This window comes from Hyphomicrobium sp., assembly GCF_019744875.1.
In the GTDB taxonomy this organism is placed as follows: Bacteria; Pseudomonadota; Alphaproteobacteria; order Rhizobiales; family Hyphomicrobiaceae; genus Hyphomicrobium_C.
Map to the genome: position 1 here is coordinate 139,645 of NZ_JAIETU010000013.1, position 15,244 is coordinate 154,888.

Annotated in this window: 14 protein-coding genes and 1 pseudogene; 10 read left to right on the top strand and 5 right to left on the bottom strand. The window is 59.0% G+C overall.

Features of this window, described 5'->3' with window-relative positions:
• The first annotated feature begins 62 nt into the window (after positions 1 to 62).
• Together K2Y42_RS18835 and K2Y42_RS18840 are read left to right on the top strand one after the other, a co-directional pair.
• On the top strand, positions 63 to 1,442 hold the full coding sequence (locus tag K2Y42_RS18835; RefSeq protein WP_291155526.1) for a type IV secretory system conjugative DNA transfer family protein: 1,380 nt from the start codon (positions 63 to 65) through the stop codon (positions 1,440 to 1,442).
• The gene (locus K2Y42_RS18840; RefSeq protein WP_291155529.1) at positions 1,432 to 2,013 is read left to right on the top strand and encodes a hypothetical protein; all 582 of its coding nucleotides are present in this window, start codon (positions 1,432 to 1,434) and stop codon (positions 2,011 to 2,013) included. Before K2Y42_RS18835 ends, K2Y42_RS18840 begins: the two co-directional genes overlap by 11 nt.
• On the opposite strand, the gene K2Y42_RS18845 is transcribed toward K2Y42_RS18840, so the two are convergent.
• Genes K2Y42_RS18845 through K2Y42_RS18855 form a run of 3 tightly spaced genes read right to left on the bottom strand, consistent with a single transcriptional unit; the run spans position 2,010 to position 2,739 of the window.
• Positions 2,010 to 2,345 (bottom strand): hypothetical protein, encoded by a 336-nt coding sequence (locus tag K2Y42_RS18845; protein WP_291155532.1) that lies wholly within the window; start codon positions 2,343 to 2,345, stop codon positions 2,010 to 2,012. The genes K2Y42_RS18840 and K2Y42_RS18845 overlap by 4 nt on opposite strands.
• Positions 2,342 to 2,524: a hypothetical protein gene (locus K2Y42_RS18850; protein WP_291155535.1), complete on the bottom strand. Its 183-nt coding sequence runs from the start codon at positions 2,522 to 2,524 to the stop codon at positions 2,342 to 2,344. The genes K2Y42_RS18845 and K2Y42_RS18850 overlap by 4 nt, the downstream gene beginning before the upstream one ends.
• Positions 2,521 to 2,739: a hypothetical protein gene (locus tag K2Y42_RS18855; RefSeq protein ID WP_291155537.1), complete on the bottom strand. Its 219-nt coding sequence runs from the start codon at positions 2,737 to 2,739 to the stop codon at positions 2,521 to 2,523. Before K2Y42_RS18855 ends, K2Y42_RS18850 begins: the two co-directional genes overlap by 4 nt.
• A 404-nt stretch (positions 2,740 to 3,143) precedes the next feature.
• Between K2Y42_RS18855 and K2Y42_RS18860 the strand changes: the two genes are divergently transcribed.
• The 3 genes from K2Y42_RS18860 to K2Y42_RS18870 all read left to right on the top strand — a co-directional run bounded on the left by K2Y42_RS18860 (position 3,144) and on the right by K2Y42_RS18870 (position 8,154).
• Positions 3,144 to 4,892 (top strand): tail fiber domain-containing protein, encoded by a 1,749-nt coding sequence (locus tag K2Y42_RS18860; protein ID WP_291155540.1) that lies wholly within the window; start codon positions 3,144 to 3,146, stop codon positions 4,890 to 4,892.
• Positions 4,893 to 5,166: 274 nt separating this feature from the next.
• Positions 5,167 to 7,683, top strand: coding sequence for a UvrD-helicase domain-containing protein (locus K2Y42_RS18865; protein ID WP_291155543.1), 2,517 nt, complete (start codon positions 5,167 to 5,169; stop codon positions 7,681 to 7,683).
• 141 nt (positions 7,684 to 7,824) lie between these two features.
• Positions 7,825 to 8,154: a helix-turn-helix domain-containing protein gene (locus K2Y42_RS18870; RefSeq protein WP_291155546.1), complete on the top strand. Its 330-nt coding sequence runs from the start codon at positions 7,825 to 7,827 to the stop codon at positions 8,152 to 8,154.
• On the opposite strand, the gene K2Y42_RS18875 is transcribed toward K2Y42_RS18870, so the two are convergent.
• Positions 8,135 to 9,505, bottom strand: a complete 1,371-nt coding sequence (locus tag K2Y42_RS18875; protein WP_291155549.1) for an AAA family ATPase — start codon at positions 9,503 to 9,505, stop codon at positions 8,135 to 8,137. The two genes, K2Y42_RS18870 and K2Y42_RS18875, sit on opposite strands and share 20 nt — an antisense overlap.
• Positions 9,506 to 9,790: 285 nt before the next feature.
• Here K2Y42_RS18875 and K2Y42_RS18880 point away from each other — a divergent pair, with 285 nt between their 5' ends.
• Together K2Y42_RS18880 and K2Y42_RS18885 are read left to right on the top strand one after the other, a co-directional pair.
• Positions 9,791 to 10,423 carry a hypothetical protein gene (locus tag K2Y42_RS18880; RefSeq protein ID WP_291155552.1) on the top strand — a complete coding sequence of 211 codons (633 nt, stop codon included), beginning with the start codon at positions 9,791 to 9,793 and terminating at the stop codon, positions 10,421 to 10,423.
• Positions 10,424 to 10,469: 46 nt separating this feature from the next.
• Entirely contained in the window at positions 10,470 to 11,111 is a 642-nt protein-coding gene (locus K2Y42_RS18885) for a hypothetical protein (protein ID WP_291155555.1), read from the top strand.
• Between the two features lie 110 nt (positions 11,112 to 11,221).
• Here K2Y42_RS18885 and K2Y42_RS18890 read toward each other — a convergent pair whose 3' ends face one another.
• Complete coding sequence (locus tag K2Y42_RS18890; protein ID WP_291155558.1) at positions 11,222 to 12,121, bottom strand: zincin-like metallopeptidase domain-containing protein; 900 nt, start codon at positions 12,119 to 12,121, stop codon at positions 11,222 to 11,224.
• Positions 12,122 to 12,188: 67 nt separating this feature from the next.
• Between K2Y42_RS18890 and K2Y42_RS18895 the strand changes: the two genes are divergently transcribed.
• The 3 genes and pseudogenes from K2Y42_RS18895 to K2Y42_RS18900 all read left to right on the top strand — a co-directional run bounded on the left by K2Y42_RS18895 (position 12,189) and on the right by K2Y42_RS18900 (position 15,062).
• Entirely contained in the window at positions 12,189 to 12,335 is a 147-nt protein-coding gene (locus K2Y42_RS18895; protein ID WP_291155561.1) for a hypothetical protein, read from the top strand.
• A 122-nt stretch (positions 12,336 to 12,457) separates the two neighbouring features.
• Positions 12,458 to 12,640 (top strand): annotated as a pseudogene (locus K2Y42_RS21325) (helix-turn-helix domain-containing protein); the annotation flags it as partial.
• Between the two features lie 163 nt (positions 12,641 to 12,803).
• Positions 12,804 to 15,062: a VIT domain-containing protein gene (locus K2Y42_RS18900; RefSeq protein ID WP_291155564.1), complete on the top strand. Its 2,259-nt coding sequence runs from the start codon at positions 12,804 to 12,806 to the stop codon at positions 15,060 to 15,062.
• Positions 15,063 to 15,244 lie beyond the last annotated feature (182 nt).

The following is a 15,244-nucleotide window of genomic DNA, read 5'->3' on the forward strand; positions in this document are numbered from 1 at the left end:
TCCGGCTTCTTGATCAGACGCGCGAACCGCTATTAATGGGAAGCTTCCAATCAGGAGGCCTCATGAGTCACGAAACAGAATTTCCGCCGCGAGGCTCCGGCATCGCGGGCCGCCACGAAGTCGGCGCATCTGCCAGGTGGGGTCATCCTTGGGACCTCGGCCCGAACTGGGACTGGGGCCCGGGCAAGCTGCTTCTCGGTCATTGGCAAGGCAGAATGCTCGGTCGCGACGATGACCGGCACACAGTGACGGTGGCGGGCAACCGCGCCGGCAAGTCGTCCACGGTACTCATCCCGAACCTGTTGCGCTATCCGGGCTCCGCATTGGTGCTTGATCCCAAGGGTGAGCTAGCGCGCGCGACAGCGGCGCAGCGAATCCGCATGGGCCAGACGGTTCACATTCTCGATCCTTTTGGCGAGACAGGCGCGCCGACCGCCAGCCACAATCCGTTTGACGAATTGGGGCAGGGACGACGCGAGCATGTAGCGGCGGACGCAGCGCAGCTAGCGGATGCACTGATTATTTCCAACAACAAGGACCCGCACTGGACCGACAGCGCGAAGAACCTCGTGCGCGGCATTGCGCTGCACTTGCTATCCACGGACGGAACCGTCGTAACCATCCGGGAAGTGCGCAAAAGACTAAACGGCACCCCCGCAGACCTTGATGCGCTTTTTACCGACATGGCCGGTTCGAGCGCCTTTGACGGCATCATCGCCAATATCGGCGCTTCGTTCTTAGGCAAGTTAGAGTCGGGCGGACGAGAGTTGCAGGGCATCCTCTCAACCACGCAGGAGCAGACGGCCCCGCTCGACGATATCGTGGGCATCACCGAGCGATCGGATTTCCGGCTCCGCGATCTCGCGGCGGGCCGGACGACGATTTACCTCGTGTTGCCCGGAATGCGCATGGGCACGCATTACCGATGGATGCGATTGGTCATCCAGCAAGCACTGGCGGCGATGGAGCGAACGCCTGTGCCGCGCGGCCAGTTGCCGGTATGGTTCATGCTCGAAGAGTTCCCCTCGCTCGGGCACATGCGCTCGATCGAGACGGCGGCCGGCCTCATGGCCGGCTTCGGCGTCAAGCTCTGGTCGGTGCTGCAGGATCTGACGCAGCTGCAAACGCATTACCCTAAAAGCTGGGAGACGTTTCTTGGCAATGCCGGAGTTATCCAGGCATTCGGAAACGCTGACGTGACCACCACCGAGCACTTGTCAAAGTTACTCGGTTCCACTCAGGTCATCGAGCGACAAGCCGTGAGGCTGTCGGCGCAAGCCATGGGACACGGCGATCCTGGCGTGCGCGAGCAGTTGCGCAGCGTGCGCCTGCTCGATGCGAACGAGATCACGCGTCATTTTTCCCGCGAGAGCAACCGGCAGTTGATCCTCGTGCCCGGGCGTCCGCCCATTTACATGGAGCGATTGAGCCGTGATACATAAGCTCATCAACCGCCTATTCGACCATCCAGTCATCCGCGAACGCGACGAAAACGGTATGCTGACGGCTGCTGGATTCACGTGGACTGAGCCGGTGATGTGGGTCTTCGAGATTTTCGGGACGGCGGGCTTCCTGCTCGCATTTTACTGGCTGATGTGCCTCGCGGATCCCCACACGCCGACAGAATTCACGGCGATGGTGGGGCTGGCGCTGATGGGCTGCGTAGGCGCATGCGCAGTCCTTGGAAGCGTCAGTCGTGGCATCGGTTTCGAGCGCAGTGGCCGAATCAGCAACCGTGGCGGATGGGTGAATTGGCTCGACATGGTCGGCAGCATCAAGGACCACGCCCATATCGCATCCATCGAAGTGACAAAGACGGAGCTGGGCGCAGGCGTCGCGATGTTTACGACCTGGGGCGGGACAGTGATGCTCTCGCATGGCTTAAGCGAGCCAGCGGCGCGGCTCGCCGCTGTGCAGCTGACGATCGCCCTGCGCGAGATGCGTGAAAGTCTCACCACGGTCCGAAGTCACCAGTCAGGGCAGCGGCAAGCTGCCGCTGCCCTGATCGACTAGAACAGGCTCCCCTGACGTGACGCGGCGACAGCAGCTCGCCATTCAGGGGATTTCGATGCGGCGTCCAGCCAGCGCATTGCGAACGAGGCCGCGCCGCCGGCATTTTCGACTTCTCCGCCGTGTATAAAGAGAGACCGGTAGCCGGTCTCGCTGATCGGAAGCGGCTTCCGTGGTTCGGTAATGACCTCCACGTGGCAATGGTGAAACGCACTGCCCGGGGTCGAGTGGTAATCCGGCGTGTAGACGACGGTGGCCGCGATGCCGTGCCAGACGATCGCATGATGCTCGATCGGCCGTTTTTCGGCGACCGTAAAAAGAGGTTCGCCGCTCATGAGCCCGCCTCCTCCTCGAACAGTGCGAAGTGTCCGGTCTCGACGCGGCCGTCACGGCAGCGGAAGGCGGTTTCACCATCGAGATCGTAGAGATCGTTGGCGCGCAGGATCGTATTTTCGATACGGGCCTCGTAGGGGTCGGCAGCAAGCCGGCGGGGCATGGTGGTGAAGGGGCTCATTGCTGAGCCCCTTTGTCTTCTGCGTCCTTCTCTGAGAACTCGCGGACCACGACTTTATTGGTCAGGGGCAGAGCATCGAGCATTAAGGACAAGCCTTTGCCGTCTCTGTTTTGCCAGGCGGCGCCGATCTTGATCCAGCGAGCGTTGTCGCCGTCGCCCTGCACCACGTAAATGCCGTGCGTCGGGGCCTTCTTTTCTTTGGGTTGCTTCTTCATTTTAGTCACTCCGTTTTTTGTTCGGCCCGACACCACGTCAGGCCTTGATGGGGGCTTGAGGAACCGGGCTCGGGGAGCGGGTCAAACGCAGCGCGTAGCGCTCCGAAGGGGCGGAGCTGCACAAGGCGAAGCCGCGGAAGCGAGCCGCGTTGACCCATAGCGATCGAGCCCGGTTAGACCCCATCCTTGAAAGGCCTTACGTGATGCCGGACGAAGGTTTGACGCGGGGGACGTGGGAAGAAACCCGAAAAAACAGAAGGCAACCTTTGAATCTCGGCGGGGGGGCGCAAGCAAAGGAGGCATCGATAATTGATGAGATAGTTGACCGCCGCAGCCAATAAACAGTAGACTGAATATGGGCTTGCACTGTGCTGAACGTGCATCGGAGCCCGTTCGGGGATTGATTGAAGACAGCATTCAGAAGCACTGCGCTAGCCCTCATACTGTTTGCGCTCGGCGGTATTTCAGACGCTCATGCCGCATGCACATCTCCTCCCGGGCTGCCTGGGACTATCACCTGGAATGGCGTTAACGCCGTCATTTGGTGCGATGGCACGAACTGGATTTCGATGGCGTCTGGTGGCGGTGGCATCACCGCGCTCACTGGCGACGTAACAGCGTCCGGCACCGGAAGCGTAACTGCAGCCATTGCGAATAGCTCAGTCACTTATGCCAAGATGCAAAACACATCGGCTGCCAGCGTGCTTCTAGGTCGAGGAGCAGGAGCAGGGGCGGGGAACGTCCAGGAACTCACACTCGGGTCCGGGCTGTCACTCTCGGGCACGACACTGAGCGCGACTGGTAGTGGAACAGTTTCCGGCACCACAAACTATGTCGCCAGATTCACCGGCGTGTCGGCTGTCGGCAATTCGCAGATTTTCGACAATGGCACCAACGTCGGCATCGGGACGACCACTCCAGGTAGTTACGGCAACCTCGAGGTCACAGGTAGTGGCTACAGGAGCATTGCGGTGCAATCGACCGTAGCTTCAGGTGCAATTGGCGTTCTTGCTGCGAACGCTGCAACTGAAGTGCGCGTCGGTGCAGTGAGTAACCATCCGCTGTGGCTTATGACTAACAATACGAACCGCATCACGGTCGATGTTACCGGCAACGTCGGCATCCGGACGACAAGTCCGGACCGGCCGTTGGTAGTCAAGGCGTCAGGGGGGCTCGGCGGTGCAATAACCGTGTGGCCGACGACCGACAGCACCGAAGCATCTATTCGCTTTACAACGACGGCCGAAGGCGGCGGCAACACTTGGTATGCGGGGCAGGGCGTTTGGGGTGCCGGCGCAGGGAATTTCGCAATTGGAGAGATCGCCAACCGACTTACGATTCTAGCAGGCGGCAACGTCGGCATCGGGACGACCACCCCGGCCGACATGGTCCACGCGCAGAAAGATCAAAACGCAGCGACGCGCCTGCAGGTCAGCAACTCCGATTTAGGGGCATCAGCCTCTGCACAATTAACGGTAGCTAACGTAGGAGGGTCCGTAGAAGACACTCTTAGGATAATGGCTATGGGGAGGGGCTTTGGCTCACTTGGTGGCTTCGTCCAGGATGGTGGAGTCGTGGTCGCTGGAAGCAACCTGACAGGAGGCTTGTCATTGATAGCAAGGGAGACTGCAGCGCCCATCCGTCTCTATGCCGGTGGCGAATCAAATGAAGTAATGAGGATCACAGCCGGAGGTAATGTCGGCATCGGGACGACCTTGCCCACATACAAGCTCCACGTCGTCGGCCAGGTTGCTGGCAACGCGGCTTACGTCAACACTTCGGACGGACGTTTAAAGAAAGATGTTGCCGACCTTGACTATGGTCTTGAAACGGTGATGCGCCTTCGCCCCGTTTCCTTCCAGTGGAAGAGACAATCAGAACCGTGGAGTAAGGGCAGGAAGCTCGGTTTAATTGCCCAGGAGGTCGAGAAAATTGCGCCCGAGGTCGTCTCGACCGCGAGCGATGACATGCACACCAAGAGCATTGCCTATGGGGACCTGACGCCGGTACTCATCAAGGCTGTCCAAGAACTCAAAGCTGACAACGACCGCCTTCGCTCTGAGCTGAAAGCGGCCAACGACGATGATGGGTTGCAGAACGCTGCAATCGACGAGCTGCGCCGCGAGATCGACGCTTTAAGACCGGCCCGTTAACAGTGCGGCGGTAGCCGCTTCGAGTAGGTACCTGCCTCCGAAACCTTCGTAGCGGCCCAAAGTTAGCCCAGCCGTCATCCCTCTTGCTTGAGCCACTGTGCCAGGACTGTGCATGATCCACTGGCCTGCGCGGCTAGCGGTCCATAGAATATTCCTGCGAATATCTGAAACGTCTGCGACAGGGATTACGACGCTCCTGATGCCACCAACAGCATCCCATGAATTACGCAGAAGCCGCTTGTCATGGCTGTTGCGAAGCTTGTTGGGGAGCCGGTTGCAAAGCATCCGTATTGCAGAGTCTGGTATCGATCTTTCGGGAAGCAGTCCGCGGCAGCTGCCATTTACCGAGATGAAAAGCCCCGTACGTGCTGCCGGCCGCGGCTCGATCATCGTCGCACTCGCGAACAGTTCAGAGTTTCGCGCATCAGGCTTCCGGCAGGCGGACATTCCGCCATTCGTGCAAGCAGTGAATGAGGCGCGTCGAAGTTTCATCTCCGACCTGTTCGAGCAGGCGGAGCCAGAGCTGCGCGCGCTGATGCAGGCAAAGGAACGTCTGGACAAACCAAGGCGCTATCCGGCCGCGTGCCTGCTGAACCCGTTCGTCAAGCGCGCTGAGGCATTGTTCGAGCGGCTGCCGGTCGCCGAGCCGGCGGACCTGCTGACTGACGAACAGATTCCAATATTCAAGGCCGCTTCGTCAATGCGCCATCAGCCTGAACAGCTTCGCGACGCGGCAACTAACGCCTTCGTCGTAGCCGAACTACAGGAGATGAAGGCATTCTTCGAAACGATTGAATCGCACCCTTTGACGCCCGAACAGCGTCTGGCCGTGGTGACGGATGAAGATGCGACCCTCGTTCTGGCGGGCGCAGGCTCCGGCAAGACAAGCGTGATTGTCGCAAAGGCCGCCTATCTGATCGAGCGCGGTATTCGCACTCCCGAAGAAATACTTCTCCTGGCCTTCGGGAAAGACGCCGCTGCGGAGATGGCCGCGAGGATCAGGCAGCGATGCGGCTCACCCGTCGAGGCAATGACCTTCCACGCGCTTGGCTACGAAATCATTCGACAGGTCGAAGGACAGGGGCCCGCCCTCGCTGCGCACGCAAGCGATGACGCACAGTTTTACGTATTGTTGCGCGAGATCCTGATGAGCGAGATCGCGACGAAGGCTGGTCCTTGCGCAATCCTTCTTAACTGGTTTGCGGAGTTCTACAGGCCCTGGAAAACGGAATGGGATTTCACTTCGGCGCATGAATACGCACACTATGTGCAAACGACCGAGCTGCGGACTCTTCAAGGAGAGCTTGTGCGCAGCTTCGAGGAGCTCGTGATTGCGAACTGGCTCTATCTCAACGGGATCGCTTACGAATACGAGCCGGACTACGAGCACGCGATAGCGGGCAATGACCGCCGTGCCTACACGCCGGATTTCCGGCTAAGCGAAAGCGGCGTCTATATTGAGCATTTCGGCGTTCGAAAAGCGCGCGGTCCAGGCGGTGAAGAGCGCCTGACCACAGCGCCGCATATCGATCGCGAGCGTTATCTCGAAGGTATGGCGTGGAAGCGCAAGGTCCACAAGGCGCACGGCACCATTCTGGTCGAGACCTACAGCTATGAGAATGTCGAGGGCCGGCTGCTCGAAGAGCTTGGGAACAAGCTCAAACCATACGCGACACGTAGGCCGATCTCTCCCACCGCAGCCCTGGAAAAGCTCTCGCAACTGGGACAGGTCGATGCGTTCACGCAGACGCTCGGCATCTTCCTGCGGCACTTCAAGAGCGGCGGTTTGAGCGTCGAAAATTGCCGGGAGCGCATCGGGGATAACGCTGGCGCTCGACGAGGTGAGGCATTCCTCCAGATATTCCAGCTGGTCTTAGAGGCCTACGAGGAACGGTTAGGTGAACGTATTGATTTTGAAGACATGATCAACCGCGCCGCGACTCATGTGAAATCGGGCCGATACCAGAGTCCTTACAGACATTTTTTGGTCGATGAGTTCCAGGATATCTCAGACGGCCGGGCGGGTCTGCTTCTGGCCCTCAAGGCGCAGCATTCGGACGCGCGGCTTTTCGCAGTGGGGGATGACTGGCAGTCGATCTATCGCTTTGCAGGGTCCGATCTCACCCTCATGCGCAAATTCGGAGAAACCTTCGGAGGCAGTCTTTCTGGCTCGAAGGACGTTCACAGTGTCGTGGATCTGGGCCGGACATTCCGCAATGTGGACCGGATCGCTGATGCGGCGCGCCGCTTTGTACTAAGGAATCCATCGCAGCTTTCGAAACATGTCATCCCGGCTGCCCAGGCGGACGCGCCGGCAGTCAAGCTGGTGTTTTACACACGCAGCACCGAGGCCGATGCCTTGCGGGCAGCGTTAGACGAGATCCGCGTCCGTTCCAACGCAAGCGGCCGAGCCAGTGTTCTTCTTCTTGGGCGGTACCGCTTCGTCCAGCCGCAGAATCTGGCCGCGCTTGGCACGGCGTATCCCGACCTGGATATGCGCTTCCTCACGGTGCATCGCTCCAAAGGCCTTGAGGCCGATCACGTCATCATCCTGCGTGCTGCGCGCGGGCGAATGGGGTTTCCATCCGAAATAATCGACGACTCTCTTCTTGATCTGGTTTTACCGGAGCCAGAGGCGTTTGAGCATGCTGAAGAGCGTCGGCTCTTCTATGTGGCCTTAACGCGGGCCCGGCATTCGGTAACAATATTGGTCGACCGGGACGCTCCGTCGGTCTTCGCAACAGAGATTTTGGAGGACAAGACGTATGGCGCCATCCGGCTCGCCGAGTAATGAGAACGTCCGGTGGCGACCCAGGTAGAAGGCTTTCACTCTCGAAGGGATCGGGCGCAGCGAGACCAGTTATGCAATTGCGCAAATGTAGGTTTGCAATGACAAGTGAATAGCCGCCTCTTTCCGAAGAAGGAACGCTGCATGAGCGAGGACGACGCGATCCAGAATGCAATCGATGTGGTTTCGGCATTCTTCGACGTGTCGATCGCGGACATGGCATCAGAACGGCGGTCGCGGAGCGTTCACCGCGCACGTTGTTTCGGGATCTATCTAGCGCACATGGCAGGAGCGGACGCACAGGAGATCGGCCGGCGGTTTGGCAGAGACCAGAACATGGTTCTGGCCATCTGCCGGGCAATCAGGAACGAGGTGTCCCGCGATCAGGAACAAGCGAGGCAACTGAGTGTCCTCATAGATGCCTGCGCTTCAGCCTCCGAAAGCCGCAACTGGCTCAATCGACCAACGACCTGATAGGCCTCCCACTCCCGACAAGCGAGCGTATTTCGGCCTCTGCGAGGCACCGACGCTCGATCAGGGCATCAGTGACAGCGATGACAGCAGTAGCGTCATTCGTAATGAGAGCTCGCGCTTCTGCGTAAGCTGCCGATAGGATGACATCGACTTCCTTCGCCATGGCACCGCGATAGGGGAGCGCGGGACGTTCCATAACCGAGGTTCCGTACCAGACGATGGAAGAGGTTTCGCCAAGACCCAGGTTTGCGATCGCATCGATAGCCGCACGCGTAGCTGCTGCCAGATCTGAAGAGGGGCCTCCGCCGGCACCGCCGCTGATCGAGCCGAGCAGAACTTCTTCCGCAGCGCGTCCGGCCAGCAGGACCGTCAGCGTCTTTGTAAAGCTGTCACGGGTTATGAGCTGATGGCCTGAACCGATAAAGGTGCGTCCCGATCCGCCCCCACGATCAATTATTGAAACATGCATGCCGTCGGCCTTCTCCAGCCGAACGGCGGCGACTGCGTGTCCTGCCTCATGGATGGCGACACGCCTGTCTTCGTCGAAGTCACGCTTCCTCGGCTCAAGGACTGCATAGAAATCTTCAATATTGAGCGTTCGTTTGAGGATACGGGCGTGCCTGCGCGCGTCGCGCACCAGCTTGCCAAGATCGGCGCCGGTCATCCCGAAGCAGCTCACCGAAAAAAGCGAGAGATCGCCCAGGCGATCTACCTCTGCTTGTTCGAGGTGAAAACGCAAGATTTGCGGAATGTCGCCTGAGCCCGGCATCGGCACATAGATCAGTCGGTCGAGCCTGCCGGCGCGCAGCAACGCAGGATCGAGGCGGGACGGGTCATTGCAGATGCCGATGACAGCCACACCCTGTCGGGCGATAGCGCCACTTAGGCGCTCCAGCAGAGCATTGACGACGGGTATCCACCAATCCTGCCGATCGTCGCCGGGACGGCGCGTGGGGATGCTGTCGAGTTCGTCGATTGCGAGAATGCACGGGGCGTGCGATTCCGCGGCCCTGAAATCCAACTCCATCGCACCCAGGACGTCGCCAAGGTGACCTTCGCGGTGTCGTTGCCACCGCGCGTAGGATGCCGCGATCAACGGAACATCGCAGCTTGCGGCGAGGGCTTTGGCGAACGTCGACTTGCCCGTGCCGGGAGGCCCGTGGACGACAACTCCGGGATCAACATCCTCCCACCGTATTCTGTTTTCACGAAACGCTAACAGATCCTGCGCGAATGCCTCGCCCCAGGTCCGCAATTCGGACATGCCGGCCAGATCACAAAGCTTGGGGGACTCGGGTCTTAGAAGAGGGGAGCAGCCGATCAGGGGCGGCCGCGGTCGTTTGTCTGCCATGAAGCTTCCTCCAGCGTTAAAGCAAGCGCTCTTGCCTGCATCAGGAAGCTTCGTGAAAAACGAGGAACGCTTGATGTATTTGCGGTCGAAGGCAAAATTTTGACGACAGAATCAGCTGCGAGAAATCACTCTGTTCCGAACATGCGCGAACGTGGGCAAACCTGCAGTCTAACCCGCCAAGCCTCAACTGATGAATGTGGACTATTTGAAAGCGAGACTTCCCTGATTATCGCGGACACGCTCTGATCGACCTAGATTATTTTTGATGTGATTCCCGAGGCGACCATGTTTGATGATCTGATTACATATCACGCGCCACCGCCCAACCGCGTCATCGCCTGTGAAGCCGACGTTGAGCATCACCTGTCAGAAGCCGCGGTGATGCTCGCGTTCGCCATGCACCTGCTGCGCACAGTGCCAGATCTGATGCATGTTGAGATTCACCCAGACGGCGAGCACGGCAAACGCTTTGATTTTCAAGGCTGGCTGCAGACCCACGATTTCACGATGACGAGTTCATTGGGCTCGACCAGCTACGGCGGCATGTATTCGGACAGGTCTGGGCGCACGTTGACGTTGAGCCTGATCCCGGGACGAGGCGACGTCGTTGCCGACGTAAATGGGCAGAGCTTCGTTGCAGAGTGCAAGGGGGGCGTGATCAATACCAAGCACTCCGGCCAGACCTCCCGACTACGCAAAGGCCTGTGCGAGACGGTGGGTCTATCGCTCGCCACACCCATAGTAGTTGGCAGGCGTCAGTTCGTTGTCGTTCCGAAAACGCGGACGACAGAGGTCCTCGCTCTTAAAATGGCTCATCGCGCCCAGCAGGCTGGAATCTCGATTGCGTTGGTCGACGGTCGCGGAAATATTTTTGACATCCGGCCGGATGACGCGCCCGAAATGAACGAAACGCCATGAGCATGGCCCTTGCGCGGGCACAAGGTTTGGGATCGGGAAGGGGAACGTGATGGGGGCAGTCAGGCTGATGCGGTACACCAATCTCGCATCGACAATTCACATCCTGCGGAATAATTGCCTGACACTACTAAGTCCCAAGACCTGGAATGACCAAAACGATTCTGCTTACATCGCTGAGTACAAGAGGCGGAAGAAGGTTAAAAGCGTCCTCGCGCTTTGCTTCACGGAGTCGATCGAGACCTATCACCACTGGAGCAATTTTGCGCCAGGATGCGACGGTGTCTGCATCGAATTTGACAAGCAAGGGCTGGTTGATGCGGTCCGCGACGAGCCAGACGTCGATGCCCAGCAAGTGCAGTACAAAACGATCAAAGATGTCCAGCGCAACCCGCCGGGAGATGAGGAGCTGCCTTTTCTCAAGCGTTTGCCTTACGAGCCGGAGAAAGAGTTCCGCATAATCTTCAAGAGCACCAAGGTAAATACAGAGGCGAAACGTCTTCCAATATTGCTAACGGCAATCAAGCACATCACATTGAGCCCATGGATGCCTGAGGCGCTTGAGGCGTCAGTAACTGCGACCCTTAAAAGCATCCCGGAATGCGACGCCATCCCGATGCACCGTTCAACGCTGCTTAACAATGAGGATTGGAGGAAAGCAGTGGAGCCGGACCTCCTTTCGACGGTGTAGTCGCTCTCGCGTCCGCTAGCCAACGATGCAGCTCGTATTGCGACAGCAGGTTGCTAAACGCTGCTGCGCGATTAAAAGAGGCCTTTCGGAGCCTCGCTGAACGCCACCTGCTAAGCGCCTAGCTGCGATCGCTTTAAGTAAGCTACCGCTTCCGACGCCTTCGCAGCGGCGGTGAAGATAGCGCGGTTGTCGTCCTTCATCAGCTTGAGCCATTGCGCGAGGTACTGCGCATGATCGGCGCGTATGTCCTGCGTGATCCCAAGCTCGCTGCACAGGAAGGCGGAAGAGATCTCAGCGATCAGTTCTTCAGCTGCGTATGCAGCATCGCCAAATCGCTTACCCAATTGTCGGCCCAGCCGTTTGGGGGCGGCCGTCCAGTGGGTTAGCTCATGAACAATGGTGGCATAGTAACCTTCGGTGCGCGTCATCGTTTCGGTGCCGCTGAACAGGTTCTCATCTGGCATCTGGATGTGATCGGTGGAAGGCCGATAGAAGGCGCGGTCGCCGCCATGCTCGATGCGGGCACCCGTTGCAGTGATGAAGCGATCAACGGCATCAAGTCGTTCGATTGGGCCAAGCGGAGCCGGGGCATCCGGCAACGCATAGCCGTCAACCTGGCTGGCATTAAACACGTATGACGCACGAGCCACGCGGCGCTTGCCGTCATCCTCAGCAACATCAGGTCTAGGCTCGGCTTCGTACTCCTTATAGAAGACGACGAGAGACGACTTCTCGCCCTTGCGCACCTGAGCACCAAGCTCGGACCATTGCCGGTAGGTCGCCCAGACCGGGGTGGAGTAGCCTTGCACTTCGGCAGCTATCCAGAGGCTTACAATGTTGATGCCGTTATAGGCTTTACCGGTGAAGGCATTGTTCGGCGAAAACAAAGGAGCCGATGACCGTCTCCAGGGCATGGATGGCTTGCCGGGATCGGCCTCGATAGCGGCTATGAGCTTATTGGTGATTTCCGAGTGGATGTCCTGGCGCGGCGCGCGTGATGGATCTGACATGTTTGCCTCCTTCGTCTCTGACGACCCGCGTGATTGCGGGCTTGATGCCGGACAAAAGCGGAGGCGAATGAGCAGGCGCGGAACCGAGCCACAGGCGAGGCGGCCGGCGGAGCCGAAAGCCGAGGGCGAAGCCCTTGCAGCGTTTGCGCGCCACCGCAAAGTCGGCGTCATGGGAGCCCGTTACGTGGACCGTCCTGAGCAGAAGGCCGACTGATCCATTACCCTTGATCCCGCGCTATCCATCCGCAGGATCGACAATGGACAAGCCTGTTCATCGAGCAGTCGCGTTTTGGCCATACTCTTTTGACAATTTTTGTGTCGAAAGGTTACTGCACGATGACGCTTCGAGAACTAGCCAAGCTCACCGCCACCCCGGAACGGCAGATCCGTTTCATGATAGCGGAGGGTTTCGTGCCCCCTCCGACTGGTGGCCGGACCTATGCTGACTACGGGGAGGAACACGTTACGGCGGTGCGCCGGTATACCAAGCTGCGGGAGCAGGGGCTTCCGCCGCAGGCCATCCGGGTCTTGTCCTCGGAAGTTTCGACGGTTCCTTTCTCGATCGGGCCCGGCATTTCACTCCATGTCGAGACCTCCCTCGTGGGGAGCAAGCATGACGTGGATGCCCTTACCGAGCGAGCACGCGAGGTATTCGTCGATCTCTTTGTGGAGCATGAACGAGATGGCCAAGCCAAACCGGCTATACGAAAACGAACCCGTTCCTAGAACATCGCCTCTCTCAAGGACGCATTACGCTGTCTGGATTTCAGGCGGCCTCGCCGACGTCGCGCTGACCCGGACGTTCCGCAACACCGAAGCGCACAGCATCGAAGGGGTGCTGACCTTTCCTCTCCCCATCCACGCCGTGCTTTACGAACTCGAGGCCCGCATTGATGGTCGCGTCTTACGTGCCGTTACGGAAGCCAGGGGAGAGGCAAGGGACACCTACGAGGACGCAGTGGAAGCAGGGCACACAACAATCCTGCATGAAGAAGTTCTCCGCGGCGTGCACCAGATTTCGCTGGGTCAGCTTCATCCCGGAGCTGACATCGCCGTTACGGCCCGCTTCGCTATCGCATTGAGCGCAATCGACGGAATTATCAGCCTTCGCGTACCGACGACGGTTGGAGATATCTACGGGCGGTCCAATCTTTTTGAGTGCGATGAGCTCGTTCACTCAGACGCCCCGCAGGCGGCAACGATCAACGCAGCGATCGACACCGGTACTTTGCGAGTGAACGGGCGACCGATGGTAGGCGTCCCCGAGATAGTCACGCTAAATGCCCCCATAGACATCGTGGTTGAGGGATGGAAGCCGCGAGAGCTGAAGGGCGTCGCAGCAGACGGCCGCCATGTGAGCCTGAAGATGACACCGGCTGTGGCAGGCGAGAGCCCGTTGAACATGGCCGTGCTCGTCGATTGTTCTGGATCGATGAACGAAGGATGGTCGAACAATGCCTCGAAAACCAAATACGACGTCGTAAGAGACGCGCTAGGCGGCATTCACCAAAGCATCCGAACGCGGGACCACGTCGAGTTGTGGGATTTCCAGGATGACGCGGTACGCGTCGGCGCGACGCCCGAAGAAGACTGGTCCGAAATCCTTTCGCACATGCGCACGCCCGGCGGGGGGACGGAAATCGGTGCTGCTATTATGGCGGCGCAGGCAGAACGCAGACTGCAGGACGTGCTACTCATCACCGACGGGAAGAGCCATGCGTTGCCGATCCAGTTTCTTGCCCGATCCGGCACCCGCTTCAGCGTCGTCCTGATTGGCGACGACAGCCTAGAAGCCAATGTCGGTCATTTGGCCGCCCTGACTGCAGGGCAGGTGCTCGTGCCGGTGGAACAGCCGCAGATAGCCTCCGCTTTTAAAGACCTACTCGGTCACCTGCGGCATGCACCTGAGCGGTCGTCCGGGCCGGGCGTAGAAACACTGCGCGGCGGCATGAAGGTTACAGCTCGTTGGAAATCTTCGAGCAGCGAAACCATGGAGCAGGGCAACCGGGCGGTCGCCGCTTATGCGGCGAGTCTGATGCTAACGTCTCTATCTGACGACGAGGCGTCACAGCTCGCCGTAACGGAAGGACTTGTGACGCATCTGACAAGCCTTGTGCTTGTCGACCGTGATGGTGTTCAGCGCAAAGCGCCTCCCCAGATGGTGAAGCTCCCGCTGTACTCGCCCGTACAGTCTTCACGCTGCACCATGATGAGCTATCGCGCGCGTGCTAGCACATCCTACAGCGCAGGGCCGTCCACGCCAAAGGTTAGTCGATACCATGATCTTGCGGCGGGCATGGACTGGCATCAACTCGATGAACGGGAGCCGTTTGCGGTTTCCGAAGACGACGTAGCCGATCACCGCGATGCGCGTCTGCCCGCCGCTGCAAAAAAACTGAATATAGAGCCACATATTTTGCTGCTCTGGATACTCGCAGAAATATCGAAGCCGCATGAGACTGCGGCTGAGGAAGTGCAGCATCGCTTGCTCGAAGGCCTGAAGCCGGCAATGCAGGCTGAGATCGCCGTAGTGGGACTTGATATCCTCGAAGCCGCAAAGCTGCGGACAGTCAGACAAAGAGAGAAAGACAACTTTAAGCCTCAGCTCATTGCCAAGCCGAATTCGGCAGTCCTATTGGCCCGACGCATCCCTTGGGAGGATCAATTCCAAGATCTCATCGAAGGGGACATTTCCGGCTTAACTAACGAAGTTGCGGAAGCCGTGCAGCGTCTTGCTGACCATCCGGATATGCTTGCCACCGCCAAAGGCGTTGGCAGGCCGCCCTTGGCGACGGTCCTTGGTCTCCTTGCCCGCCTGATAAAATGCGAGGATCTGTACGCCGGAAAAGCAGAAGCGGAACTCTGGAAGAAAATGCCGATGGAGCCGTGGCTGTACCTTACGAACGAGGGCACGAGGCTTCTTTGCAAACTGGCCCCGTGAGGCGCAGCAGGCGGACAGGATAAGCGGTCATTGAGGCGGCAATGGCTTCAATGGCCGCATATACGAAGCGTATCGAGCTGATTGCGCTGCGGTATTTCAAAACGCCTGTCTGACTTGGAGCCTTCGGCATGATGGCGCCGGCTATCCCAGACCTCGTCTGCGCGCCGCTGCAAGCCTCGAGT